The 24,631-nt window shown below is 61.6% G+C and carries 23 protein-coding genes and 1 tRNA gene; 11 read left to right on the forward strand and 13 right to left on the reverse strand.

What is annotated here, in order from left to right; translation table 11 throughout:
* The first annotated feature begins 32 nt into the window (after nt 1-32).
* The 11 genes from HYT87_06830 to HYT87_06880 all read left to right on the forward strand — a co-directional run bounded on the left by HYT87_06830 (nt 33) and on the right by HYT87_06880 (nt 9,829).
* Nucleotides 33-1,079 (forward strand): chemotaxis response regulator protein-glutamate methylesterase, encoded by a 1,047-nt coding sequence (locus HYT87_06830; GenBank protein MBI2059471.1) that lies wholly within the window; start codon nt 33-35, stop codon nt 1,077-1,079.
* Between the two features lie 45 nt (nt 1,080-1,124).
* Nucleotides 1,125-1,532: a PilZ domain-containing protein gene (locus tag HYT87_06835; GenBank protein MBI2059472.1), complete on the forward strand. Its 408-nt coding sequence runs from the start codon at nt 1,125-1,127 to the stop codon at nt 1,530-1,532.
* Nucleotides 1,529-2,773: a methyl-accepting chemotaxis protein gene (locus HYT87_06840; protein MBI2059473.1), complete on the forward strand. Its 1,245-nt coding sequence runs from the start codon at nt 1,529-1,531 to the stop codon at nt 2,771-2,773. The genes HYT87_06835 and HYT87_06840 overlap by 4 nt, the downstream gene beginning before the upstream one ends.
* A gap of 87 nt (nt 2,774-2,860) precedes the next feature.
* On the forward strand, nt 2,861-3,319 hold the full coding sequence (locus HYT87_06845) for a purine-binding chemotaxis protein CheW (protein MBI2059474.1): 459 nt from the start codon (nt 2,861-2,863) through the stop codon (nt 3,317-3,319).
* Nucleotides 3,320-3,352: 33 nt separating this feature from the next.
* Nucleotides 3,353-4,105, forward strand: a complete 753-nt coding sequence (locus HYT87_06850; protein ID MBI2059475.1) for a ParA family protein — start codon at nt 3,353-3,355, stop codon at nt 4,103-4,105.
* A gap of 154 nt (nt 4,106-4,259) precedes the next feature.
* Nucleotides 4,260-4,829, forward strand: a complete 570-nt coding sequence (locus tag HYT87_06855; GenBank protein ID MBI2059476.1) for a chemotaxis protein CheW — start codon at nt 4,260-4,262, stop codon at nt 4,827-4,829.
* Nucleotides 4,830-4,869: 40 nt separating this feature from the next.
* Nucleotides 4,870-7,047, forward strand: coding sequence for a HAMP domain-containing protein (locus tag HYT87_06860; GenBank protein ID MBI2059477.1), 2,178 nt, complete (start codon nt 4,870-4,872; stop codon nt 7,045-7,047).
* Nucleotides 7,048-7,072: 25 nt separating this feature from the next.
* Nucleotides 7,073-8,014, forward strand: coding sequence for a cation transporter (locus HYT87_06865; GenBank protein ID MBI2059478.1), 942 nt, complete (start codon nt 7,073-7,075; stop codon nt 8,012-8,014).
* A gap of 250 nt (nt 8,015-8,264) precedes the next feature.
* Nucleotides 8,265-8,353 (forward strand) — tRNA-Ser (locus HYT87_06870).
* A 166-nt stretch (nt 8,354-8,519) separates the two neighbouring features.
* The gene (locus tag HYT87_06875) at nt 8,520-9,650 is read left to right on the forward strand and encodes a radical SAM protein (GenBank protein ID MBI2059479.1); all 1,131 of its coding nucleotides are present in this window, start codon (nt 8,520-8,522) and stop codon (nt 9,648-9,650) included.
* A gap of 14 nt (nt 9,651-9,664) precedes the next feature.
* Nucleotides 9,665-9,829 carry a hypothetical protein gene (locus HYT87_06880; GenBank protein ID MBI2059480.1) on the forward strand — a complete coding sequence of 55 codons (165 nt, stop codon included), beginning with the start codon at nt 9,665-9,667 and terminating at the stop codon, nt 9,827-9,829.
* 69 nt (nt 9,830-9,898) lie between these two features.
* On the opposite strand, the gene HYT87_06885 is transcribed toward HYT87_06880, so the two are convergent.
* From HYT87_06885 to rpiB, 13 genes are all read right to left on the reverse strand, one after another.
* Nucleotides 9,899-10,321 carry a hypothetical protein gene (locus HYT87_06885; protein MBI2059481.1) on the reverse strand — a complete coding sequence of 141 codons (423 nt, stop codon included), beginning with the start codon at nt 10,319-10,321 and terminating at the stop codon, nt 9,899-9,901.
* Nucleotides 10,322-10,348: 27 nt separating this feature from the next.
* Entirely contained in the window at nt 10,349-12,274 is a 1,926-nt protein-coding gene (locus HYT87_06890) for a GMC family oxidoreductase (GenBank protein ID MBI2059482.1), read from the reverse strand.
* Nucleotides 12,271-13,179, reverse strand: coding sequence for a sugar kinase (locus tag HYT87_06895; GenBank protein ID MBI2059483.1), 909 nt, complete (start codon nt 13,177-13,179; stop codon nt 12,271-12,273). Before HYT87_06895 ends, HYT87_06890 begins: the two co-directional genes overlap by 4 nt.
* Before the next feature lie 88 nt (nt 13,180-13,267).
* A complete protein-coding gene (locus HYT87_06900; protein ID MBI2059484.1) occupies nt 13,268-14,158 on the reverse strand; it encodes a GGDEF domain-containing protein in 891 nt (296 codons plus the stop codon).
* Between the two features lie 21 nt (nt 14,159-14,179).
* Nucleotides 14,180-14,797: a hypothetical protein gene (locus HYT87_06905; protein MBI2059485.1), complete on the reverse strand. Its 618-nt coding sequence runs from the start codon at nt 14,795-14,797 to the stop codon at nt 14,180-14,182.
* Complete coding sequence (gene pgl / locus HYT87_06910; GenBank protein MBI2059486.1) at nt 14,775-15,503, reverse strand: 6-phosphogluconolactonase; 729 nt, start codon at nt 15,501-15,503, stop codon at nt 14,775-14,777. The genes HYT87_06905 and pgl overlap by 23 nt, the downstream gene beginning before the upstream one ends.
* Nucleotides 15,500-16,423, reverse strand: coding sequence for a class I fructose-bisphosphate aldolase (locus tag HYT87_06915; protein MBI2059487.1), 924 nt, complete (start codon nt 16,421-16,423; stop codon nt 15,500-15,502). The genes pgl and HYT87_06915 overlap by 4 nt, the downstream gene beginning before the upstream one ends.
* 13 nt (nt 16,424-16,436) lie before the next feature.
* On the reverse strand, nt 16,437-17,438 hold the full coding sequence (fbp, locus tag HYT87_06920; protein MBI2059488.1) for a class 1 fructose-bisphosphatase: 1,002 nt from the start codon (nt 17,436-17,438) through the stop codon (nt 16,437-16,439).
* Between the two features lie 17 nt (nt 17,439-17,455).
* Entirely contained in the window at nt 17,456-18,430 is a 975-nt protein-coding gene (glk, locus tag HYT87_06925) for a glucokinase (GenBank protein MBI2059489.1), read from the reverse strand.
* Nucleotides 18,431-18,581: 151 nt separating this feature from the next.
* Nucleotides 18,582-20,126: a glucose-6-phosphate dehydrogenase gene (locus HYT87_06930; GenBank protein MBI2059490.1), complete on the reverse strand. Its 1,545-nt coding sequence runs from the start codon at nt 20,124-20,126 to the stop codon at nt 18,582-18,584.
* A 22-nt stretch (nt 20,127-20,148) separates the two neighbouring features.
* On the reverse strand, nt 20,149-21,132 hold the full coding sequence (gene gnd, locus HYT87_06935; protein MBI2059491.1) for a decarboxylating 6-phosphogluconate dehydrogenase: 984 nt from the start codon (nt 21,130-21,132) through the stop codon (nt 20,149-20,151).
* Nucleotides 21,133-21,151: 19 nt separating this feature from the next.
* Nucleotides 21,152-24,025 (reverse strand): bifunctional transaldolase/phosoglucose isomerase, encoded by a 2,874-nt coding sequence (locus HYT87_06940; protein ID MBI2059492.1) that lies wholly within the window; start codon nt 24,023-24,025, stop codon nt 21,152-21,154.
* 38 nt (nt 24,026-24,063) lie between these two features.
* Entirely contained in the window at nt 24,064-24,594 is a 531-nt protein-coding gene (gene rpiB, locus HYT87_06945; GenBank protein ID MBI2059493.1) for a ribose 5-phosphate isomerase B, read from the reverse strand.
* Nucleotides 24,595-24,631 lie beyond the last annotated feature (37 nt).

Consider the following 24,631-nt stretch of genomic DNA (forward strand, 5'->3'; position numbering starts at 1 on the left):
AGCCTTGCGGAGAAGGGCGGCGTAGGGATCCCATGGACGTCATCGGACGGAAGCTTCGCGTGGTCGTCGTGGATGACTCCATCTTCATCCGCAAGGCCCTGAAGGACATGATCGAGTCCGACGGCACGATCTCCGTCGTCGCCGAAGCGGCCAACGGGGCCGACGGAGTGGACAAGATCAAGCAGATCAAGCCGGACGTGGCCACGATGGACATCGAAATGCCGGTCATGACCGGGCTTCAAGCCGTCAAGAAGCTCATGCAGGAATTTCCCGTGCCGATCATCATGGTCAGCTCGCTCACCATCGAAGGCGCGAAGGAGACCATGGAGGCGCTGGAGTCCGGCGCGGTGGATTTCATTCCCAAGAATCTTGAAGGCAAAACGCTCAACATCCTCCGGCTCAAGCAGGACCTGATCGAGAAGATCAAGCGCGTGGCCGGGTCGCGGGTCCTCGGCGCCCGGAAAAAGGCCGAGACGCCGGGCATGGTCGTCCTTCCACCGAAAACCACCCATCGATTCAAGGTCATCACCATCGGCGCCTCCACGGGCGGGCCTCGAGCGGTGCAGGAAATCATTCCCAGGCTGCCCAAGGATTTTCCCGTGCCCATTCTGATCGTTCAACACATGCCGTCCCCCTTCACCCAGATGTTCGCCGAACGACTGGCTCAGATGAGCCAGATCCAAATCCTGGAAGCCCGCGCCGGCGAGAAGTTGATGGAGGGTCACGCCTACGTCGTCCCCGGAGACTATCACCTCACCATCAAGAAACGAGGCCCCGACGGATTGATCCAATTGTCCAAGGAGCCGGCGGACGCGCCCTACAAGCCCTCGATCAACACCGCGATGCTGTCCATGGCGGACGCTTACCCCTCCACCTGCATGGGCGTGTTGCTCACCGGAATGGGAAATGACGGCGTGGAAGGTCTCCGCGCCATTCGCCGCGTGCGGGGCTATACCGTTGCGCAGGACGAAAGTTCCTGCGTGGTCTATGGAATGCCCCGCGCGGCCGTGGAGGCCGGCGTCGTGGACAAGGTCCTCCGGCTCGACCAGATCGCGCCGGAGATGGCGCAAAATGCCTGAGACCTCGGAGAGGGTTCCCACCGGAGGCCGCCCCCCCCGCCCCCAGTGAGTGACCACAGACAATTCCATCGCCTGCCCAGACAATTCGATGTCGAATTTGCGGAACTGAAATGGGGAGAAGAAGCGAATGTCGCAGGAACGACGCAAAACGTGAGCGCCACCGGAGTTCTGCTCCGCGCGCCCGCCCCCGTGGCCCTCGGCACCTTGATCAAGATGAAATTCAACGTGTCGGGAATCCACCGGTTTCGGCCGGGCTTTTTCAAGCCCGATTCGGCGCAGGCTCAGCAGGTGGTGGTCCTCGGACGCGTCGTCCGCGTGGACGAAATCGAGCCGGGCCGGCTCTACGACCTCGGTATCCTTTTCATCAACATCGATCCGGACGATCAGGAGGCCCTGATGAGCTACATTGAAGCCAAGAAACAAACCCCCAGCACGAAGGAGGACACGGTATGAGCCCAGAAAACCCCACCCCCACACGGAGCCGCCATGGAGGACTGCTCCTCAAGCCCGGACGCAGCATTCTCGACCGGCTCATCCTCTTCCTGATCCTCTCAGGACTCGGCGGCGGCGTCCTGCTTGCCCTGTTCGCCTACCTGTTCATTCCCGCCATGACCCCCGTGAACATGACCTTCTTCGTGGCCGGCTCGATCTTCATGGGACTCTTGATGGCCCTCGTCAGTTTCCTGCTCATGAACCTCATCGTTCTCCGGCCGCTCGGCCACATGGTCGGCATGCTGCGCACCTTCGCGGAGGGCGAACCCAACCTGCGCGAACGGCTCGCCCTCGAATCCGCCGATCTGATCGGCGACATCGTCCACTGGTTCAATGCCCATCTGGACCGCCTGGTCGTTCTGGTCCGGAAAATCCTCCAGTCCACGGAGCTCGTCTTCTCTTCCACCAAACAGGTTTCCTCCGTCACCGAGGATATCGCCAAGAAAGCGGATGAGTCCGCATCGAAGGTCGGCCAGGTGGCGACCAGCGCGGAAGAGATGTCCGCCACCGTCCTGGAAATCGCCCGGAACGCCCACGACGCGGCGCTGGCCGCCGATGAAGCCAAGAAAACGGCCGTTCACGGAAGCGACGTGGTCTCGGAAACCGTCACGCGCATGCAGGAGATTTCCGCCGTCGTAAAGGAAAGCGCCCAGACCGTTCGACGGCTCGGCGAGAAATCCGAACAGATCGGCAAGGTGGTCCAGGTGATCGACGACATTGCGGACCAGACCAACCTCCTCGCCCTCAACGCGGCCATCGAGGCGGCCCGCGCCGGGGAACAGGGCCGCGGCTTCGCCGTCGTTGCCGATGAGGTGCGCAAACTCGCCGAACGCACAACACGGGCCACGAAGGAGATCGCCGAAACCATCCGCACGATTCAGATGGAGACCTCCGGCGCCGTCGACGCCATGCGCCGCGGCGTGGAGAAGGTGGACGAGGGAAGCACGTTTGCGACGAAGGCCGGCGAGGCCCTCAGCAACATCCTTCAGGGCGTCGAGAAGGTGGCCGACATGATCGGCCAGATCGCCGCCAGCGCCGAACAGCAGTCCGCCGCCACCGAGGAAATCTCTTCGAACATCACGGACATCTCCAAACTCTCAAAGGAGACGGCCAGCGGGATCACGGAGGTTTCCCAGGCCGCGGAGGAGCTGAAGAAACTGACCGTCGAGCTGATGAATCTGGTGACGGCATTGAAGGTGTGAGGAAAGGGTGACCCCACCACCTGCAACCGGCCCTTGGGGCCGAAGGAAACTGGCCGCACCGCAGGGTGCGGCGTTGCAGGGGGTGGGGTGAAATTCGTCATCTTCCGGATCGCCGATTTGGAGTTCGGCATGGATATCGCCCAAATTCAGGAGATCATCCGCCCCATCGGCATCACCCCTCTCCCCCAATCCCCGGAGTATATCGAAGGGGTCATCAACCTCAGGGGCAACATCATCCCGGTCATGAACCTCTCCCGAAAACTGGGTCTTCCAGGGGAGAATCCGGACGAGGTCAGGGAGCGGTTCATCATCTCCCTCTTCGGCGGATCGTCGGTCCAGGGTCCTCGCGTCGCGTTTCGCGCGCACGCCGTTTCCCAGGTGGTCGACATCGATCCGGCCAACGTGGAGCCGCCTCCGCGAAATTTCACCCATCTTCCCGAGAAAGCCCTTCTCGGCGTGGGCAAGCTCGACGAACGCATCGTATTTCTCCTCGTCGTTCACGAGCTGCTGACACCCGACGAACAGCTCTACCTCCAGCGCGTGTAAGATCGAGGGTCTTCCACGAGAACCATCGCGTTCATGAATGAGAAAGGCGGCAGCGGCAAGACGACTCTCGCCGTGCATTGTGCCGCCTTCTTTGCGCTTCAGAAACGGCGGGTGCTGCTCGTCGACATGGATCCGCAGGGGCATGCGGGCAAGGCGCTGGGGAAAGACGTGAACGCACTATCGGCCACGCTGCTGGACGCTCTGGTGGGCGCCGGCATCGGTCTGGGCCCCGTGGTTCGGACCACGGCGATCGCGGGACTCGACCTGGCCCCCTGCAACAAGACGATGAGCGATTTCGCCCTCAATGCCTTCCGTCATCCCGACCGCCACCTCAAGCTCAGCCACACACTCCGCGAGGCGGCAGCCTACGACGCCGTTTTCATCGATTCGCCTCCCTCCCTGAGCCTGCTGACCATCAACATCCTCATGGCCGCGGAGGAAATCGTGATTCCCGTTTCGTGCACCTATCTCGCCTTGGACGGATGCGCGGAAATCCTGAAAACCATCCAGAAGCTCAAGTCGCATTTTCCGCAAAAGAAACTCGACATCGTCCTCGTGGTGCCAACCCTGTTCCGCGACACCCCCGTCGCTCGCGCCGTGGTCGATCGGCTCGGGCGCTATTTCGGCTCGCGGCTCTCGGCGGACGCGATTCCACACGACGACACGGTCGATCAGGCCCAGAGCTACGGACAAACGTTGTTCCAATTCGCACCCGAAAGCCTGACGACGCAGGCGTTCACCCGGATCGGAAGCCGTCTTCTGGCCGGAAGAATCGGCCATGCCTGAATCCAAAGAACCGCCCTCCCCGCTCGGCCGTGATCCTCTCGAGGCCCTGGATCGCGACAGCCTATGGGCTTTCGATCCCGCCCCGCCCAACCCTCCCGGCGGGGGACCGCACCAGTCGATCCTTCCGGCGCCTTCCGGCGCCATGCCTCTTCCCATGCCAACGCCCGTCCCCTCACCCCCTGCACAAGGGAACGTTCAAAAACCGCCTTCGCCGAAGCCCGCCCCATCGCCCCTCCACCACCTGGTCACCTTCAGCCTCGGAGCCGAGTTGTTCGGGATTGACATCAAGCAGATCCAGGAAATCATCCGTCACCAGGAAGTTTGTCCCGTCCCCAATTCACCGCCCTACATGGAGGGCCTGATCAACCTGCGCGGACGTATCCTGCCCGTCATCAGCCTGCGCCGAAAACTCGGCATGATGGACACCGAGCGCGGAGTCTCCGGTGGCGCAGCGCGCGAACCGTCCCCGACGGCGGATGCGGAGGGCGAGCGGCCCGAGGACACCCGCACCCGCCGCATCATCATCGTTTCCGCCAAGGGATCCCTAATCGGCCTGCTCGTGGATTCGGTGAAGGAAGTCATGCACCTCCCCGTCAGTGTGGTGGACCCCCCCGGCACCGTAGCCGGCCCGGAGGCCATGGAATACATCATCGGGGTGGGCAAGCTGGAGGATTCCCACCTTCTCTCCATTCTCGACCTCGAGAAGCTGCTTGCGGATCTCTAGGAAACCAAGCATTCTGATGCCCATGGCCCCACCACCCGCCATGAAATCCCAAATCTCAAATCTCAAATCTCAGATGGATGGCGGGGCGGCCCACCCCTCCGGTCCCGAATCTCAAGGCGGCTTCCGATGGAGGATCGTGGGCCTTGCCGCCGCCGGCGTGGTCCTCACGGCCGCGGCAGCGTTTGTCCTGGTTCACATCGTCCTCCGCGATCCGTTGCGGGAGGCATGGCTGGCGCGAACCGAAACCCTGAATCGAACCGCTTCCGCCGTCGTCCGCTCCACGCGGGAAGACGTGCTGGGCGCAACCCTCGCGCCACTGACGGCGGACCCGGACCTCGCCTGGCTGGAAATCTATCGCTCGGACGGAACCCTCGCCTTTCAGCACCTTCAGTCCAAACCTCCGACGGCCGCCCTGGATCCGGTCCGTGCCCTCCCGACGGATCGGCTCCAGATCCGGGAAGAAGCCGAGGCATTCGATGTCTGGAGCAAGCTCGTCACCGTCACGATCCATGAGGACGGCAGCACGGCCGAGTCCATCTACTTCATCCGTTCCGGCATCACCAAGAATTTTCTCTCCGTCTGGAGCCGTCGGATCGCGGCTCGCTCAGGGATCGCGCTGGGGGCCGTGGCGCTGCTCCTGATCGCCGTTTCCCTTCCCCTCGCCGCGCGGCTGGTTCGCCCGATCAACGAAATGGCCGAGATCGCCTCCGGAATCGGCCGAGGCGATTTTCGGCGGCTCGCGCGCGACGACCGAGGCGACGAGGTGGGCGCCCTCGCCCGAAACCTCAACCTGATGCTCGGCGGACTCGCGCAGGTCCTCGACCACACCCACGCCGCGCTCCGCGCCATCCGCGACACCTCCGAGTATCTTCAATCGTCCGCGGCCGCCCTGAAAGACGGCTCCGCGGCCCAGCGAGAGGAGTTCGAGAGCACCCGCGCCGCAACCACCGGCCTGGCCCAGGTTCTCCACTCGATTGCAGGACAGACGGAAACGATCGAGCAATCGGCCTCCCACATCGGTTCCTCGGTCCACGAATTGACCACCTCCGTCCGCGAGATGAAGAAGTACTTCGCCACCCTTTCCGATCTCCTCGCGCAGACCGTCACCAGCATCCGGCAGATGGCGGCTTCCATCGCCGAAGTGGCGCAAAGCGCCAAGACGCTCAAACACGTAAGCGAGGAGTCCACTCTGGCCACGAAGTCCCTCGCAGCTAAAACGGACGAGATATCCCGCCGCTCCCTGGACACCGCTCGACTTTCGCGTGACGCGCAAGCGGCCGCGGAACGGGGCAGCGAAATCCTCAAGAACACCCTGTCCAGCTCCAACGAAATCTTCCAAACGTTCACCGTGATCAAGGATCACACCCAGATTCTCGACACGGAGCTCCGGAAGATCACGGAGGTCGTGCAGGTCATTGAAGATCTGGCCGACAGGACCAATATTCTTTCGCTGAACGCCGCCATTATCGCGGCCCAGGCCCGGGAGCATGGAAAGGGCTTTATGGTGGTGGCGGACGAGATCAAGAAACTGGCCACGTCCACCACCCATTCCCTCCGCGTGATCGAGTCCACCGTTTCCTCGGTTCAGGACAAGGGCGTGCAGGTGCGCAAGGCCGTCGAAATGGGCGAAGACCGCGTCAAACGCGGCATCGGTCTTTCCGAAGAACTTGAACGGTCTCTCCGGGAGATTCTGGAAGCCTTGGCCGTCGGGGCCGAGATGGCCCAAGAGATCAGCAAGCTCACCCAGGCTCAGAAGGAAAGCACGGACGGGGTGCGTATCACCATCGAACAGGTCGACCGCATGGCCCGGTCCATCTCCACCGCCACCGGCGAGCAGGCCCAGACCTCCGAGACCATCAACCGCTCCTGTGAAGAGCTTCGCGACATCGCCGATCGAGGCACACGCATGATTGCCGAACAGTCCGAGGCCGGCAATACCGTGGCCAAAGGAGTTGAAACGATCGTCGATCTCTCTCGCGCGCTCGGCGCCTCGAAGAGCCAGGGTCTGGAGCGCTACGGCCTGATCGAACTGGCCGTTGAGAAATTGGAGGAGGTTGCCCTTCTTTCCCTGGAAAACATCGACACGATGCGCCAGAAAATCGATGAATTGGCTCGATTGGCCGAAACGCTTGAGGCCGAGATTTCGCGGTTCAACGTCCCCGGCCCGTCCGTCGCCTCTTCGCAGCCCCTCCCCGCCACCCCCTCGACTTTGCACTGAGCAGAGCGTCTGATAATCTGAGCCGGTGGAGCACCATCACCACCCCCGTCTGGAGAACCACGATCCCGATTCCGACGAGGCGGCATGCAAGCCTCGGGAGCAGGTTTCCACCCGCCTCCTTTGGATTGTAGGCATTTCGGCCGCCATGATGGTGGTTGAAATCGTCGGCGGCCTGCTCTCCAACAGCCTCGCCCTGCTCTCCGACGGATTCCACATGTTCACCCACGTGGGTTCGATTCTCATCAGTTACATTGGAATCCTCGTGGCCACTCGTCGGGAATCCGAGAACCAAACCTTCGGCTACTGGCGCGCCGAAATTCTCTCCGCCTTGTTCAACGGCGTGACGCTCCTGCCGATTGTCGGATACATCGTTTATGAGTCGATTCAGCGCTTCAGGCATCCCGATGTCGCTCACGTCAACGCCAAAGTGAGCCTGGCCATCGGGGCCGCGGGCCTCGCGGTCAATCTCGTCGGCGCCCTGCTCCTTCACCACAAGCACGAGGGCGACCTCAATGCGCGCTCGGCCTTTCTCCATCTTTTGGGCGACATGTTCTCCTCCGTCGGCGTGGTCGTCGCAGCCATCATGATCATGTTCACGGGATGGGACCTCCTGGATCCCCTCATGAGCCTGGCCATCGGTTTCATGATCCTCCTCTGGTCGGGGCGCCTCATTCGCGAGTGCGTGGGGATTCTCCTTGAATCGGTCCCGAAAGGAATTCGTGTTCCGGACGTTCGGGAAGCCATTCTCAATGTCGGCGCCGTGCGAGAGGTCCACGATCTCCACATCTGGCAGATTACCAGTGGAATGCCGATGCTCACCTGTCACGTGGTGGTCGATGACATGCCCCTGGCCCAAAGCGAGAGCGTCGTGAAGGATATCCATACGCTGCTCGATCGCCGCTACGCCATCTCCCACTCGAACATCCAGGTGGAGTCCGTTGCGGCGACGCCGCCCCCTACAGGTTGACTCTTCACTCATCACTCATCACTATTCACCTCCGTGGAGAGGTGGCCGACCAGCCATGGACGGCGCGGCACTTGCCGACTCAGGTCGAGCAGGATAGCGAGACAAGAGCAACGGCAAGTGGCGGAGCGAGGCCAAGTAATTTGGGAGAGGTGGCCGAGCGGCCAGCCACGGAAGGTGCGGCACCTGCCGCAAGAAAGCCGAGCGTGACGCGAGGCAGTGCCAACGGCAGGTCAGCGAGGCCGGGTAAATTGGAGAGGTGGCCGAGCGGTCGAAGGCAGCCGCCTGCTAAGCGGCTGGGCTGAGAAATCGGTCCCGTGGGTTCAAATCCCACCCTCTCCGTACATGGATGTACGGCCCTTGAAGATGCCGGGAGGGTCAGGGCGACCCGGAAGGCTGCGGAAAGGGCCGCGGAAGTGAACCGAAATGCGGGAATGCAATCCGTTGAATCCCTCCCTCTCCGACTCCTTGACCCTTTCCCCTTGGGCAGGTTAGACTACCCATACCCGTGAGGGAAACAGAGACCGTCAATCGAGAGAACTCCGTTCTCGCCAAGGTGCGGCGGACCGTCTTCGAGAAGTGTATTCCGATCAACGCCACGCTCGAAATCACTCTCCGTTGCAACCTCCGCTGCCACCACTGCTACAACTTCGACCGCGCGGAACCGTATTCCGCCCATCGCGCGGGGTTTGAGCTTGCCACCGCGGAAATCTTCAGAATCATCGACGAATTGGCGGAAGCAGGCACACTCTATCTCAATCTCACGGGTGGTGAAGCCACGCTCCGCCCTGATCTCATGGACATCATTCGTCGGGCACGGCAGCGACACATGATGGTCAAGATCAAGTCCAACGGACTCAGGCTCGACCCGTCGAGGGCTCGGGACATAGCCTCGGCTGGGGCGTACGGGGCAGACATCAGCCTGTATGGCTTCAGCGAGGCCACCTACGCATCCTTCACCCGGACTCCCGGCTCTTTCCGCCGCGCTCTGTTGGGGATTGGGGCAGCGCGAGAGGCGGGACTCCGCGTCCATCTTTCCATATGTATCCTCCGAACGAATCTGCACGAAATCGAAACGATGGCAGACTATGCCAAGTCCCAGGGACTTCCTTACAGCCTCGATCCCCAGATCACCGCGCGATACGACGGCACCAAGAATTCCTCGGATCTCCGGGTGGACGCCGCCACCCTCGCATCGTTGTACCGCGGCATCCTCCGCGAAACCGTCACGATTCCCAATTCACCCCCACACCTGCCCCCCCAATGCTCCTGCGCCCGCTCCACGTGCGGCATTACGGCTTTCGGAGAGGTCTACCCGTGTATTGGAGCACCGCTGGCCGCGGGCAACCTCCGGGAAAGCAGCTTTGCCGACATCTGGGCTCACTCCCCGGTGCTGCAACGGATTCGTGGCCTGACCTTGGAAGATTTCCCGACCTGCAAGCCCTGCTCCTACCGCGCGCAGTGTCGCAGAAGCTCAGGCGCCGTCTACTCCATTACCGGCGATTACACCGGAGCAGAGGATTGGACGTGCATGGAGGCCGAGATCCTGCACACGATAGCGCGCGAAACCCCGGGGAACCCGGCTCCATCCGCATCGCCGCAAGGTTCGGTCCGCCGGTTTTCCGTGGAATTGAACTGAGGGAGGTACCGCTCATGGCAAATGAAAAGCGTTCGGAAGACGGCCCACGGCCGCCCAAGATACCCTACGAGACGCCCCGCATCCAAAGCGAAACGATTTTCGAGACCCAATCGCTCGTCACCTGCGGAAAAGTCAGCAGCGATCCCGGGTGCGTGACGGACGGTTTCCTCGACAGCTGATCCAAGGTGACTTCCCCCTTACCCCCTTGCCGGAGCGCGAGAACACGAGAGGCTCCAACACGCCCTAGTTCAGCCTTTTTTCCCGCCCCGGAGCCAGCTCAGAAAGACGAGGCACAGGAACGCAATGCTCCCGTCCGTCACACCGTTCACCAAATAGAGGAACGCCTTGGCGCTTCCGAAGTAGAACGCCAGACTCGTCCCCGCCGAAACCCCCTTCGCCACCGTCAGCGCCCAGAGCGATTTCTTGTTGCCTACCGGGTCGGCCTGTATGAAGAGCGCCAGAAGGGTCACCGTGGCCATGTAGGCCACCGAGAGTGAGAGCCACAACAGGGCCCCCGTGTCGGGCACATCGGCGAACATCCCGATCCGGTCGCCGAGATCGTTGAAGAAATGGATGAGTCCATTCGGCGTCCACAGGAAGATCAGACCGACAATCAGAAACGATGCCGCATAGATCCGCATGAACAATACGATAATGTCCTGTTTCTTCATGATGTCCTCTCTTTCGATTCCACTTCTCTATGACTTCACGCCCTCACGCAACCCAAATGCCACTTTCGTGGCCAGCGCCATGATCGTGACTTGCGGGTTGACATGCGGCGTACCGGGCAGGAGGCTCGCATCCGCCACGTACAGGTTATCGATTCCGAACACGCGGCCGTCCGCATCGGTGACCCCCTCATCATCGTTCGCCCCCATCCGACACGTTCCCATCGGGTGGTAGGCCGAGAGCTTGAGCGACGATCCTTTGGCGCGATTCGTTGAGATCTTCGGCACATCCTCAGCGCGACTCACGTCATCCAGTCCCGGAAGGATGGTGAACACGCGCTTCGCACCGGCCGCAAAGTAGATCTGCGCGCCCCACTCGATGGCCTGTTTCATCCGAAGCACATCCTCGGAGGTCATCGAATATCGCATCACCGGTCCAAAGGGGGTGAAGGAGACACGGCCCTCGCTCCGGTCGGACAGGATGACTCCCAGTGTAGAGACGTTGCGATAACGTGCCACCAATTCCTTGTGCTTCAACCCCACGAAGGGCAGCGTGCCCGCCGAGTAGCTCACGATCGGCGGCGGGAAGGTGGCCTCGAGGAGGATCCCCTTCTCGTGAAGATCGTGCACGTAGTAGCACTGCATCACGCCCTTCCATCCCAGGATTTCCTCGTCGAAAAGCGCCGCGATGCCGCATCCAGGATGAATGCGAAGATTGCGTCCGAGCAGCGCGTGGCGGTATCCGCTGCGGTGAAGGAGCCAAGGCGTATAAATCGCGCCGGCAGCCAGTACGATCCGACGCGCGCGTACCCGGATGCGCCCCGCGGGTCGCTTCGTTTGCGGATCGAGGAGCTCGGCCTCAAGGCCCACAGCGCGGTTGGCCTGGAACTCCACGCGGGAGACCCGGCACCGGGCCACGATGACGGCGCCCTTCTCAACGGCGAGGGGGAGGTAGGAGAGGTGCATCGCCTGTTTGGCGTCGGTCGGGCATCCGAAAGCGCACTCGCCTGAGCCGTGGCAGTCGCGAACGGGACGCCGGATCGGTCCGTGATCGGAAATGCCAAGCGCCTCCGCCCCCCGTTTGAGCACTTCTCCGTTTCGGCTCATGATCTCGTCCCCTACCGGTTGGATGTTCAGAATCCGCTCCACCCGATCGAAAAGCGGGGACATGGCTTCCGGGTCCATGCCGGCAATTCCGCGCTCCCCAGCCCACTCCGCCAAAACAGGCTCGGGGGTCCGGAAGCACGTTCCAGAATTGACCACTGTGGTGCCCCCCACGGCGCAGCCCATGGGGAGCAGAATCGGCGGTGTCCCGAACGTCGTAGTGAACCCGTGACTGCGGTAGAACCGCCCAACCCGCTCGAGCAAATCGTGACGGTCGAAGTCGGTCCGGGTGGCCGGTCCGCCCTCCTCCAAGATGAGGACCTTGAACCCCGCCTCGGCCAGCTCCTTGGCTACGATGGCCCCACCTGCTCCCGACCCCACCACGCACACGTCGCATTCCCACTCCTCGTCACGGATGTCCGGATACATCCGGCAGTGGAGCGATGGGGAGTCGCCGAAATCGCGGGAGCGCGGTTTCTTGGACAGCCCGTCATACCCCACCGCCCTTTGGACCCGCTCGTCGCTCATGTAGAGGAGTTCGCAAAAGAGCTTGAAGATCATCGCAAGGTTCTTGCGGATGGGGTTCCTGCTCGTGTCAGACTCCCCAAAATAGGCCAAACGTGCCTCCGGAGTGAGTCGGAGGAAGGTGTGACCCGAGGTCAGGACTACCGACGCGTTGAAAACTCGCAGCAATGTGTCGAACCGCCGGGCCAATCCGCGCGGCATGCGATCCAGAATGGATTTGAGTCGCTCCGACATCGGCATGTCCGCCGCGCCCAGCGAAAGATCGCCGCCCTGCGGGAAGAGCGTATCGGCTACAGCCGCCAAGATGTCTTCGGGTGTGGTTCTCAAACCTTCGACAGCGCCAGCAGGTCCATGCGGCGCCGACTCACATCCGCGGCCTTCACATTGGAGAGCCGGTGGACTCCGAGATCCTCGACGGCGAAGGACGCCGCCGCGGAGCCCGTCACAACGGCCTCGCGAAGAATGCGGTTCGTCACCTTCCCCTTTGAGGCCAACCATCCCATGAAGGCACCGGCGAATGTGTCGCCCGCGCCCGTTGGATCCACGGCATGTTCCAGGAGAAACGCAGGGGCGAAGAAGGGCTGGTGTCCCTTGACGAACAGGAGCGAGCCCGCGTCGCCTCGCTTCACGACCAGAATTCTCGGTCCCCATTCGTGAACACGCCGCGCGGCCTGCGGGTAGCCTTCCTCTTCGGTCAGGAGCAGGGTCTCTTCATCGTTGATCATCAAGGCGTCGACCCGCCGCAACGTGGAGATCAGTTCTTCCCTCCGGGTCCTGATCCAGTGATCGATCGTATCCATTCCGACAAACACGGTCCCCTTGGCCTGACGAAGAACGTTGTCCTGAAGTCCGGGTTCGATGTTCGCGAGAAACACGAAGGGTGATCGACCGTAGGCCGCCGGGAGTGTCGGCCGGAAATCGGAAAACACGTTCAGCGCGAGGTGGACGGTCTCCCGGCTCTTCAATGCCGCGGAATACCGGCCGTGCCACCGGAAAGTCAGCCCTTTCTCCTTCTTCACCCCTCGGGTATCAATGCCGCTCCGCTTGAACACATTCCAGTGGGAGGCAGGAAAATCATGGCCGATGACCGCCACCACCCGTGTCGGGACGAACAGTGAACAAGCCAGGGAAAAATAGGTCGCAGAGCCGCCGACGCATTCTTCGACCTTCTGAGAGGGCACCTCAATGGTGTCGAGAGCCACCGAGCCTACGACGAGAACGGGCTTGGGCATGAGGCGCAAACTGTAGCACGCGCCCCATCCGTCCCGCAAATATTCACGATCTTGCGAGGAATCTTGAAGACAGACGCAGGAAACGAGTTCAGGAGCCGACGATACAGCGATCGCGGCCTTCGTGCTTGGCCTGGTAGAGGGCTTGGTCGGCCTTGCGCAGCGCTTCTTCGGAGGTCCATTCGCGCGAGGCGATCCCCGACCACACGCCGACGCTCGTCGTCACCGAAATGCGCTTTCCCGAGAAAGAGATTCTCATCTCCGCCACTCCACGCCGGAACTTTTCCGCGAGCTTCTTGGCGGCCTCCGCATCCGTTCGAGGGGCCAAAATGGAAAACTCCTCACCTCCGAACCTGGCGAAGATGTCCTCCTTCCGGAGGGCGGCACTGCCCACCTTCGCGATTTCTTGAAGGACCTGGTCACCGGCCACGTGGCCATGCTGGTCGTTGATCTTCTTGAAATGGTCGATATCCGCCAACAGAACGGCCAGATGCACCCCTGACCGCCGCGTCTCACTCAGTTTCTTATCGAGCTGTTCCAACAGGTACCTCTTGTTGTACAGGTCCGTGAGGCCGTCCCTCGTCGCCATGCGATACATTTCCTCCAAGTAGGCGGCCTCCACGTCATCGGCGAAGAGACACTTCATGGCGGTCGTCCCGATGTGGACTCGATCCCCGTTCCTGAGCGTCATGCTCGTCACACGCTCTCCGTTCACATAGGTACCGTTGGTGCTGTACAGATCACGTACGACCACGGTTCCCTCTTTCAGCACGAAGTTGGCGTGAAGCCGCGAGACATACTCGTCGGTGGCCAGCCGGATGTCCGCCTCGGCGCCCCGCCCTACTCGGTTCACACCGTCGTGGATCTCGAAACGCGTCCCACGCACATCTCCCGTCAAGGCGACAAAGCACATCCTGGCGCCCCCCTTTGGAGCGGCGGCAGGGGCCGGTTGAATGCGTGTCCGGTCTTTCTTTCGGCTCATGACGTTCCTCCGCGCTCCGGTTCAGTCCTTTACGGGTTCGTTGAAACGCCCGTGGCACTTCCAACTCCCCGCGATGGTCTCGCGGACGATGCCCGGCTCCACAAAATTGCACGAATAGGTTCCCGTTTGAGCCTGGATACTGATCGTGCAGTCCTGCTTGGCATTGAAGAAGCTCATCGCGCCCTTCCCCACCAAGTATTCGATCCCCTTCTGATCGATGTAGGCATCCACCTGCACGGGCTGCCCATTCTTCACGGCGTAGCCGGACGATCCGAATGTCCGGTAGTCGCCCGTGACCCCGGGTCCTTCGCCATCAACTCCCGCAAGGACCAGGAGCGGGATGTTCGGCCTGGCCTTGCCCAGATCAGCGATGGCCACGCTTACTTCTTTCTTCTCCGAACGGCAGATGACATACGGGTCCGTACTTCCGGCGAACACATCATCGAGGTTGGCTTCGACCCTCCCGGAAAACCCCGCTTCACCGGTCCCTCGAACCTCCAGAAAGATCTGTTTGGCGCGGGCCTCCTCGACCGCCACGCCGTTGGACGACCCCAGTTCCTCATCGCAGGCCAGTCCCGTCATCGCGGCCAGCGCCGCGAAGCCGGTGCCAAGACTTCTACAAAAGTGTGGCCGCCGCACGATCCACCATCCAAACGAGTTTACCCGATTCCGGTTTCACCCTGCCGCTCGGCAGGGGCTCAAGATCCCGGATGACCCTCTTCAGCGTGTCTGCCTTGTCCGCTCCCGAGACCAGAAACATCACGCATGAGGCGTGATTGATCGCGGGGAATGTCAGCGTGATGCGAAAGGCCTGGAACTTTTCCACCCACGCCGAGGTCACCCACCTCTCGCGATCCTCAAGGGCGGTCGTTCCTGGAAACAGCGACGCCGTGTGCCCATCCGGTCCCATGCCCAGGAGAATGAGATCGAACCGTGGCCAACCCCCTCCATCCGAGCTAAAGAACGTTTTCAAATCGGCCTCATAGGAGCGCGCGGCGTTTGAGGCGTCCGGTTCCTCTGCGGGTACGCGATGAACATTCGATTCCGGCGGACGAACTACGGACAGCAGTGTCTCCCGGGCGACGCGGAAATTGCTATCCGCGTGGTCCGGCGGGACGTGCCGCTCATCGCCCCAAAAGAAATGGATCTTTTCCCAATCGATTCCATGGTTCGTCGCGAGCAGCGAGTAGAGTTTTCCCGGCGTGGAGCCGCCGGAGAGGGCCACGGAAAAACGACCTGAGCCGGCGATGGCTTCGCGTGAACGCCGCGAGAATTCCTCAGCCGCCGCCGCCGCGAGCGCATCGGCGTTTTCGAAGACGCGGATTTCGGCCCCGTGCGGATTCAGGCGGACTCGCCCTTGTAGATGCGCATGACCGTGTCGAGCAGCTTGATCGCGTCGGCCTTCTTTCGCTGGAAGGAATTGCGACCAATGATCGAACCGAAACCACCGCCCGCATGGATGGCCCGCACCTCATTGAACACGTGCTCATCCGTTTCCGCGGGGCCTCCCGAGAAGATGACGATCCGCCGGCCGCCGAACGCGCATTGCACGACGTGCCGGATGCGGTCCACCGGCTGCTCGACAGGGATCTTCTCTTTTTCGTAGACCTTCTTCGCCGCCGCCTGCTCAATGTGGCTCGCGGGAAACTTCACTTTGACAATGTGTGCCCCAAGCTGGCAGGCGATCTGAGCCGCGTAGCCGCACACATCGATGGCCGTCTCTCCTTCCTTCGTCAGGCCCGTCCCCCGGGGATAGGACCAGACCACCACGGCGAGACCGTTGCGCTTCGCTTCTTCGGCAATGGCCTGAACGTGCTCATACATGCTGAGACTCTTGTTCGAAGCCGGGTAGATTGTCAGTCCCACCGCGGCGCACCCCAGCCGGAGGGCGGCCTCCACGCAACCGGTCATCGCCTGATCCGGGTCTTTGTCCTCATGGAGAGAATCCTTGTTGTTGGCCTTGAGGATCAACGGGAGATCGCCCGCAAATTCCCGAGCGCCCGCCTCCATGAAGCCGAGCGGAGCGGCATAGGCATTACAGCCCGCATCGAGAGCGAGTTGAAAGTGATACCTCGGATCGTATCCGGGAGCATTGGGGGCGAAACTGCGCGCCGGTCCGTGTTCGAATCCCTGGTCCACCGGGAGGATGACCAGCTTGCCCGTGCCCCCGAGCTTCCCGTGATTCAAAAGCCGGGCCAGATTGGTCAGCGTCCCCGGATTGTCGCTGCCATACCAACTCAATATTTCGCGTACGCGATCCTTCATGGTCTCGCCTCCTTTATTGCGCCTTTCCGTTTTGTGAAAACTTGCCAAACAAAGCCACGTCCTCCGCGCTCCCGATCACCAGGGGCACGCGCTGATGGGCCGACTCCGCGCGCAGGTCGAGGATTCGTTGGTCCCCCGTCGTGGCCTTTCCGCCGGCCTGCTCCGCCACCATCGCCAGCGGCGCACATTCATAGAGAAGCCGCAGTTTTCCACTCTTGTTCTTCGCGTCCGCGGGGTAGAAGTAGATGCCCCCTTCGAGGAGAATGCGGTGGAGATCTCCTACCAGCGCCCCGGAATACCGGAGCGAGTACGGCCTCTTCGTAGCCGGATCCTTTTCCGTGATGTAGTCCACAAACTGCCTGGTGCTGCCGTCCCACGCCCTGTGATTTCCCACATTCGCACTGTAGTACTTTCCTTTCGCCGGGCATCGAATGTCCGGATGTGTCAAAACAAATTCGCCCACATCGCCATCCAGGGTGAAGCCGTGCACTCCATGCCCAAGGGTCAATACCAGAAGGGTGCTCGTGCCGTACATGACATACCCCGCCGCTACTTGCTCCGAACCCTTCCGCAAAATGTCCTGCGAGGGATCGAGTGGACCCGCCGACTTCGTGCCATAGATCCCGAAGATCGTGCCGACGGACCCGTTGATGTCGGTGTTGGATGAACCGTCGAAGGGATCCGCGCATACAATGAATTGCGCCTCAGCCGCATCGGACAAGACCTGGATTTCATCCATTTCTTCGGAAACGAATGCGGCCACTCCGGGAGCGCCTCGGAGGGCTTTGAGTACGATATCGTTGCTGTACACATCCATCTTCTTCTGCTCGTCCCCGGTGATGTTCGCCTCGCCGGCCGACCCGGTACGATTGTGCAACGCGATTCGGGCCGTCTCCCGCGCGATCACCTTCGAGGCGAGGGCCAATTGGGACACGATTCCGGCCAGCGCCCCCGGAACCGCGGGATGCGCACGGACCTCCTCCGCAAAGAAGTGCGCGAGTGTTTTCCGAGTCATCATTGTCTTGTCCTTCGTCAGACGCCCAGCCAGGCGCATCGAGCGGCGCCCAGCAGGGCTGCTCGGTCGTTCAAGATGACACGGACCGGCATGTCCTGCAAGAGTGTCCGCATGCGCCCCTTGGCGGTGAACGCGGCCATGAAAGCAGAACTTTTCATTTTTTCAATGATTTTCGGCGCGATTCCGCCGCCCACACATACGCCTCCTACGGCCATCACCTTGAGCGCGAGATTTCCCGCTTCGGCGCCGTAAAGCTCGACAAACAGATCGAGCGCGCGGACACACAGATCCGACCGGGCGGCGAGTGCCGCCTTCGAGATCGCGACCGAGGGATCTCCCTTGGCCAGATCCTCCTTGAGCCACGAAGGTTCGTCCCCCCGCCCCGCGTCCCGCAAATAGCGATAGATGTTGTGGAGGCCGGGGCCGGATAGCACTCGCTCCCAGCTCACGTGACCCTGCCCCTTCGACAGAAACGTCCAAAGACCGACCTGAAGTTCGTTGGCGGGCGCAAAATCGGAATGGCCGCCTTCACATGCGAAGGGACGATGCAGCGTGCCGTCCCAAAAGAGGCCCGCCTCGCCGAGTCCCGTTCCCGCCGATATGACCGCCATATTGCCCGTGGCGCCTGCCTTTCCGATATTGAGAATTTCGAAATCAGCCGGTTCCAGCGCCCCGGTCCCATAGGCGTTGGCCTCCAAATCGTTGATCAGCCGAACGTGCGGAAGACGGAGCTCCGATGCGAGCCGTTTGGCATCCACCACCCATGGCAGATTGGTGGCCTCGCACCGACCATCCCGAATGGGACCCGCGATCCCGATGCATGCGCGGTCGAAGCGCAGGCGACGTGAGGACTTAAATGCGGTGACGATCGCATCCAGTCCCGGATGATCACGGCTGGGAACAACTTGCTCGGCCACGGCCGACCAGCGGCGACCATCCGTATCGTAGCAGGCTAGGCGGGTGTTTGTACCCCCGACATCACCGGCGAGGATGCGGAGGGCTTTCGCGGTGGGCTTTGATCCGCGGCGCTTGGTGCGGACCCTCACCCCCTCCCTCTCCCCTTTCCAGCCTTCGCAGCCGAAGCTGCTTCGGCGGAGTAGGCCAGGGCGAGGGGGAATGATTTCCGTTCGCCCGATTGGAACCTCACTTGCCGCCGCTGTCCTCGATCATCCGCCACTGCCGGCCATCCCGTCTCAGCAATTCATCCGCTTCCTTCGGCCCCCACGTCCCGCAGGGATAGTTCGGGAACTGCCGCGCCGGCAGCGCCTTCCAGACATCGAGGACGGGCGAGACGACCGTCCAGCCCGCATCCACCATGTCTCCGCGCTGGAAGAGCGTGGCATCGCCGATCATGCAATCATAGAGAAGAGTCTCGTAGCCCGTCGTGGGCGCCGCTCCGAAGTAGTCGGCGTACCGGAAGTCCATGTTGACCGGACCCATGCGCATCTGTGGCCCCGGGATTTTGGCTTCGAACCGCAGGGAGATGCCTTCGTCCGGCTGGATATGGACCACGAGCAGGTTGGGCTCGACGAGTTCGACGGGCGTGTCCCGAAACAAGACGTACGGGACCCGTTTGAAGTGAATGGCAATCTCGCTGATGCGTTTGGGCAGACGCTTCCCTGTTCGCAGGTAGAAGGGAACGCCCGCCCACCGCCAATTCTCGACGAAGAGTTTCAGGGCCACAAACGTCTCGGTGTGCGATTGGGGCGAGACGTGAGGCTCCGAGCGATAGCCGGGGAGTTTCCTGTCGCCGATCATGCCGTCTCCGTATTGCCCCCTTACGCTGCTTGTCAGGATGTCTTCGGGGGCAAGTGGATGGATCGACCGAAGAATTTTCACTTTCTCATCCCGCACGGCATCAGCCTCGAAGGAGATCGGCGCCTCCATGGCGGTGAGGGCCAGAAGCTGAAAGAGGTGGTTGGGAACCATGTCCCGCAATGCGCCCGCTTCCTCGTAATATCCGCCGCGTTGCTCGACGCCCACGGTCTCCGCGACGGTGATTTGGACGTGATCGACGAAGTTCCGATTCCACACGGGCTCGTGAATTCCGTTGGCAAACCGGAAGAGAAGCATATTTTGGACCGTTTCCTTTCCCAGGTAGTGGTCGATCCGGTAGATCTGCTGTTCGTCGAGGACTTTTGTGAGTTCGCGGTTCAGCGCCCGCGCGGAATCGAGATCCCGGCCGAACGGTTTTTCGAAGACCACCCTTCGCCACCGGCTGTTGTCTTCGCGCACCAGGCCCGCGTCGCCCAGTTGGCGGACGATTTCTCCGAAGAAGACCGGAGGCGTGGCCATGTAAAACAGTTGATGACCGTGCGTGCCGTGTTCCTTCTCGGCCTGAGTCAGAACCTCGCCAAGCTTCTTGTACAGCGCCGGATCCTTGAACTCCCCAGGGACGTAATAGATCCGGCGATCAAACCATTCCCACATGGCGCCGTCCACGGCGGAGGTGGCGTACTCCCGGATATCCCGATCCATTCGTTTCCGGAATTCTTCCGTTGTCATCGGTTCGCGGGCGACGGCGATCATCGCGAAATCCCGGGACAGGAGATCGCTCTTTACGAGATTGACGAGGGCCGGCACGAGCTTCCTCTTGGTCAGATCTCCCGCGCCGCCGAAGATCACAACCGTGCAAGGGTCTCCCGGCCTCTGCGTCCCTTGCGTTGGGGTCAGGTCTTTCGTTACCATATTTCCCTCTCCCTCTCCGCCTTCATCCTCCCGTAGGCCGTTCCACATGCCCCCCGAACTTCTGCCGCATGGCGGAGAGGATCTTCTCCGCAAACGTGTGCTCCTGCCTTGAACGGAACCGGGCGTAAAGCGAGGCCGAAAGAACATCGGCCGGCACCGCCTCCTCGATGGCCGCCTGGATCGTCCACCGGCCCTCCCCGGAGTCTTGAACGAATCCCGTGTAGTTGGAGAGGCTCTGGTTTTCCACGAGGGCCATCGCCGCCAGGTCGAGAAGCCACGAGCCGACCACGCTTCCCCGCCGCCACAGCTCCGCTATGTCCGCGATGTCCAGATCGTATCGGCAATCTTCCGCCACCTCTTTGGCGTTGGCATTCCGCAGAATATCGAATCCCTCGGCGTAGGCCTGCATCAGACCGTACTCAATCCCGTTGTGAATCATCTTCACAAAATGGCCCGCCCCCGCAGGCCCGCAGTGGAGGTAGCCATCCTCCGCGGTTCCCGACTTCTTCTCGCGACCCGGCGTTCGCGGCGTATCGCCTTTTCCAGGGGCCAGCGTCTTCAGGATTGGCGTGATCGTATCGACCGCATTCTTCGGACCGCCGATCATCATGCAGTAGCCCCTCTCCAAACCCCAGACGCCTCCACTGGTTCCCACGTCCACGTAGGAAATCCCCTTGGGCTCAAGCGTTTTCGACCGGCGAACGTCGTCTTTGAAATACGAATTGCCGCCGTCAATGATGACGTCCCCCTTTCCCATGCCTTTGGCGAGCGCCGATACGGTTTCTTCGGTCGGCTTCCCCGCCGGCACCATGACCCAGGCGACCTTTGGCTTGCCAAGTTTGGAAGTGAAATCGTCGAGGGACGCCGCCCCAGTCGCTCCCTCTTTGGCCATCGCCTTCACATTGTCCGCGCTCAGGTCAAAGACAACGCATTCATGCTTGCCTCGAAGGAGGCGCCGAACCATGTTGGCCCCCATCCGGCCGAGGCCGACCATTCCCATCTTCATACGTTCCTCCCTTTCGATACTACCGCAGAGCCTCGCGAATGACTTTCCCCAACAAAGCCAAGCCCGACTCCACATCTTTTCCCAAGTGGACCCGAAGCGCCCGCCGCTCGCGCTCCGCCAGGACCTCGAAATCGCCCCGGGCCTGGGCGGCTTTCACGACGCCGAACGTGTAGTTCTGCCCCGGTACGGGCAGATCTGCCGCATCGTCGCATGTAACTTGTAGGAACACCCCGCTGTTGGGTCCACCCTTATAGGCCTGACCCGTTGAATGCAGAAAGCGAGGACCGAAGCCCAGACAGGTGGCCACCCGTTTCGAATCCCGCACTGCGTGGCGGATCGAATGCAAAGTGCGTTCGTGCGCCTCCGTCATTTCGACGTAGGCCAGGAGCGCGAAGTAGTCCCCCGCACCCAGTCGGTCAAGATGCGACTTCAAATACACGGAAAGCGTACGCGATTTTCCCACCCCACGATTGAGTGCCGCGGCATTCATTGCGTCCGCGTACAGTGCCAGCCCATCCGATCTAAACAGGGGTGTTTCCCCGGGCAGGGTGCCTGACTTCTCATATTCTGACGTCAAGCGACGCGTGGCGATCTTGCTCGCCTCCACATCCGGTTGGTTGAACGGATGGATTCCCAGGATCGAGCCGGCTACGGCGGTGGCGATTTCCCATCGAAAGAATTCCTGCCCGATTTCGTACGGATCGGCCATGTGGATCCGCACGACCGGGTGGCCCGCTTTTTCCAAAGCGTCCACGGCCACATCCTGTTTCGGGTCGGGTGCCGAATCGAGCCGCATATGGACGAACACGCGATCCTGGCCGTAGGCCGAGGGCGGTCCCGGCTCCTCGATGTCGATCGGGATGAGTCCTTTGCCGGATTTCCCGGTCGATTCCGCCAGCAGTTGTTCCAACCAAGCGCCCAAGGCCGCCACGGCCGGCGACGCGATGAGTGTCACCTTGTCTTTCCCCTGGCGCACCGCTTCACCGAGAACGATTCCCAGCGCCACGCCGGGATTGCTTTCAGGCGGCACGCACGAAGCGCACGAATGAACCATCTCCTCGGCCCGATCGAGAACTTTCGATACATCCAGACCCATGATCGCCGCCGGGACCATGCCGAAATCGGACAACACGGAATAGCGCCCACCGATGCTCGCCCTTCCGAAAAAGACATGGCCGAATCCATCGCCTTCCGCCACCGCCTGCATCTTGGATCCCGGGTCCGTAATGGCGATGAATCGACGACCTGCATCCTTCTCGCCCAACGCTTTCCTGGCCTTTTCGAAGAAGTATTGCTTGAAGATATTTGGTTCCAGCGTGCTGCCGGACTTGCTGGAGACGATGAAGAGGGTCTTGGATAGATCGATCCGCCCCTCGAAGGAGGCGATTTGCGCAGGGTCCGTCGAATCGAGAACGAGCAACTCCGGAAATCCTGCGATCCGTCCAAACGTCTTTTTCAGCACCTCTGGACCGAGACTCGACCCCCCCATCCCCAGGAGGAGCGCGTGCAAATAGCCTGCTGTTCGGACCTCGTCGGACAACCGCTTCAGAGGGTCCAAATGTGCGAGCTGGTCGTCGGTGATGCCGAGCCATCCCATCCAGTTCGATTCATCGGATCTTGTCCAGAGGCCCGTATCGCGCGCCCAAAGACGGCGGATCTTCCCTCCCTTGCGCCAATCCTCCACGGTCGTTTTCACGGCCTTGTCCAAATCGGGGGGCAGCGTAAAGGTCTGACGATCCAGGCGCGGTCCCAACACGATCTCGCGTTTTTTCTCAACCGCCGCCAGCAGCTTGTCGAAGGCGTCCGAAAACAGCGTGACGGCTTCATCCAAAAGCTTGTCGGTCACGCGGTCCATCGAGATGCCGACCTGCTCAAGGATTTCCATCGAGTCGTGGGCCTCTTCCAGATGCTCCTCCAAACTCGCCCTCGGCCGGCCGTGCTCGCGATAGGCATCCAGCGTGGCGCCGGGAACCGTGTTCACCGTGTCCGGCCCGATCAGTTCCTCGATGTAGAGTACATCCCGATACGTGGGGTTCTTCGTTCCCGTGCTGGCCCAGAGGAGGCGCTGCGTCTTGGCGTCCTTGGCCGCGAGCGCCTGCCACCGCTTTGACCGAACGAACTCCTTGTAGCGCTGATAGGTCAGCTTGGCATTCGCGATGGCCGTTTTGCCGAGGAGGCTTTTCAGAAGCGACCGGTCGACTGCCCGGATCTCCCCCTTGAGCCGCGCCTCGATCTGACCATCCACCGCGGAGTCGATCCGGCTGATGAAGAAACTGGCAACGCTGCACACCGAGCCGATTTCGCCGCCCGCGGCCAGTCGTTTCTCCAGACCTTCCATGAAGGCTTCCGAAACTCGCTCATACATCGCCCGGGCGAAGAGGAGCGTGACGTTGACGTTGATGCCTTCGCTGATGATCTGAACGATGGCGGGAATCCCCTCCGGGGTCGCCGGGACTTTGATCATGACATTGTCACGCCCCACGGCATTCCAGAGCCGGCGCGCTTCCTCGACCGTGGCCTGGGAATCGCGGGCCAGGTACGGAGAGACTTCAAGGCTGACATACCCGTCTCGCTTGGCCGTTTTCTCATAGACGGGCCACAGCACATCGGCGGCATCCTGGATATCCTTCACGGCCAGTTCCTCGAAGAGGGATTTGGCGTCCAAGTCTTTTCGGCGTTCGACCGCCTTGAGCGCGTTGTTGTAGTCCGGGCTTCCCGAGATCGCTTTTTCAAAAATGGCAGGATTGGACGTCACACCTCGGAGTCCATCCTTCTCGACCAGTTGATGGAGTTCGCCGCTGGTGATCAAGCCGCGCCGGATGGAGTCGAGCCAGATGGACTGTCCGAGTTCCTGCGTGGCCAGAAGGGGATTCACCCCGCCACCTCCATCCATCGAAGAACACCGTGGCGGGCGCAACCCGGGTACATGCTTCAGCGGTGGGATCGGACTCGGCGTGCGGGGGGCGTCCGTTTGGCGGGGGAAGCGGCCGGAGGCCGGACGGGTTCTCCTTGTCTCGAATATTTCTTTTCGAGAGTGTTTACCTTGTTCAGGCGACGCACATGCCGCTCCACGGTACTGAACTCCGTGCTCAAGAACGCGGTGACGAGTTCGCGCGCAACCTCACGGCCGATGACCCGTGCTCCCAGGACGAGTACATTCATCGCGTCGTGCGACACGCCCTGCTTGGCCGAATAGGTATCGTGACACAATCCGGCCCGGATCCCCGGGAGTTTGTTCGCCGCCACGGAGGCGCCGACCCCGCTCCCGCAGATCACGATCCCTCGATCGGCCTTTCCTTCCCGGATGGCCACTCCGACTTTCTCCGCGTAGTCGGGATAGTCGGCCGGCTCCGCGCTGTAGGTGCCGACGTCGGCCACCGGATGCTGAAGCTCGCGCAGGACGGCTACGACGAACTGCTTCAGTTCGAATCCCGCATGATCCGATCCGATGACCACGCGCATCAATTCCTCCGTTGGTTACTCATGGGACGCATCAAGG

It is taken from the genome of Nitrospirota bacterium (assembly GCA_016180645.1).
Taxonomy (GTDB): domain Bacteria; phylum JACPQY01; class JACPQY01; order JACPQY01; family JACPQY01; genus JACPAV01.

What these genes read in the sequence shown, in the direction of transcription:
- gnd (MBI2059491.1), bottom strand. Translation starts at nt 21,132, where the DNA reads ATGAAGATGGGAATGGTCGGCCTCGGCCGGATGGGGGCCAACATGGTT.
- HYT87_06940 (MBI2059492.1), bottom strand. Translation starts at nt 24,025, where the DNA reads ATGGATGGAGGTGGCGGGGTGAATCCCCTTCTGGCCACGCAGGAACTC.
- HYT87_06850 (MBI2059475.1), top strand. Translation starts at nt 3,353, where the DNA reads ATGAATGAGAAAGGCGGCAGCGGCAAGACGACTCTCGCCGTGCATTGT.
- rpiB (MBI2059493.1), bottom strand. Translation starts at nt 24,594, where the DNA reads ATGCGCGTGGTCATCGGATCGGATCATGCGGGATTCGAACTGAAGCAG.
- HYT87_06885 (MBI2059481.1), bottom strand. Translation starts at nt 10,321, where the DNA reads ATGAAGAAACAGGACATTATCGTATTGTTCATGCGGATCTATGCGGCA.
- HYT87_06830 (MBI2059471.1), top strand. Translation starts at nt 33, where the DNA reads ATGGACGTCATCGGACGGAAGCTTCGCGTGGTCGTCGTGGATGACTCC.
- HYT87_06895 (MBI2059483.1), bottom strand. Translation starts at nt 13,179, where the DNA reads ATGCCCAAGCCCGTTCTCGTCGTAGGCTCGGTGGCTCTCGACACCATT.
- HYT87_06840 (MBI2059473.1), top strand. Translation starts at nt 1,529, where the DNA reads ATGAGCCCAGAAAACCCCACCCCCACACGGAGCCGCCATGGAGGACTG.
- HYT87_06900 (MBI2059484.1), bottom strand. Translation starts at nt 14,158, where the DNA reads ATGAGCCGAAAGAAAGACCGGACACGCATTCAACCGGCCCCTGCCGCC.
- fbp (MBI2059488.1), bottom strand. Translation starts at nt 17,438, where the DNA reads ATGACTCGGAAAACACTCGCGCACTTCTTTGCGGAGGAGGTCCGTGCG.
- HYT87_06880 (MBI2059480.1), top strand. Translation starts at nt 9,665, where the DNA reads ATGGCAAATGAAAAGCGTTCGGAAGACGGCCCACGGCCGCCCAAGATA.
- HYT87_06860 (MBI2059477.1), top strand. Translation starts at nt 4,870, where the DNA reads ATGAAATCCCAAATCTCAAATCTCAAATCTCAGATGGATGGCGGGGCG.
- HYT87_06915 (MBI2059487.1), bottom strand. Translation starts at nt 16,423, where the DNA reads ATGAAGGATCGCGTACGCGAAATATTGAGTTGGTATGGCAGCGACAAT.
- HYT87_06855 (MBI2059476.1), top strand. Translation starts at nt 4,260, where the DNA reads ATGCCAACGCCCGTCCCCTCACCCCCTGCACAAGGGAACGTTCAAAAA.
- HYT87_06930 (MBI2059490.1), bottom strand. Translation starts at nt 20,126, where the DNA reads ATGGTAACGAAAGACCTGACCCCAACGCAAGGGACGCAGAGGCCGGGA.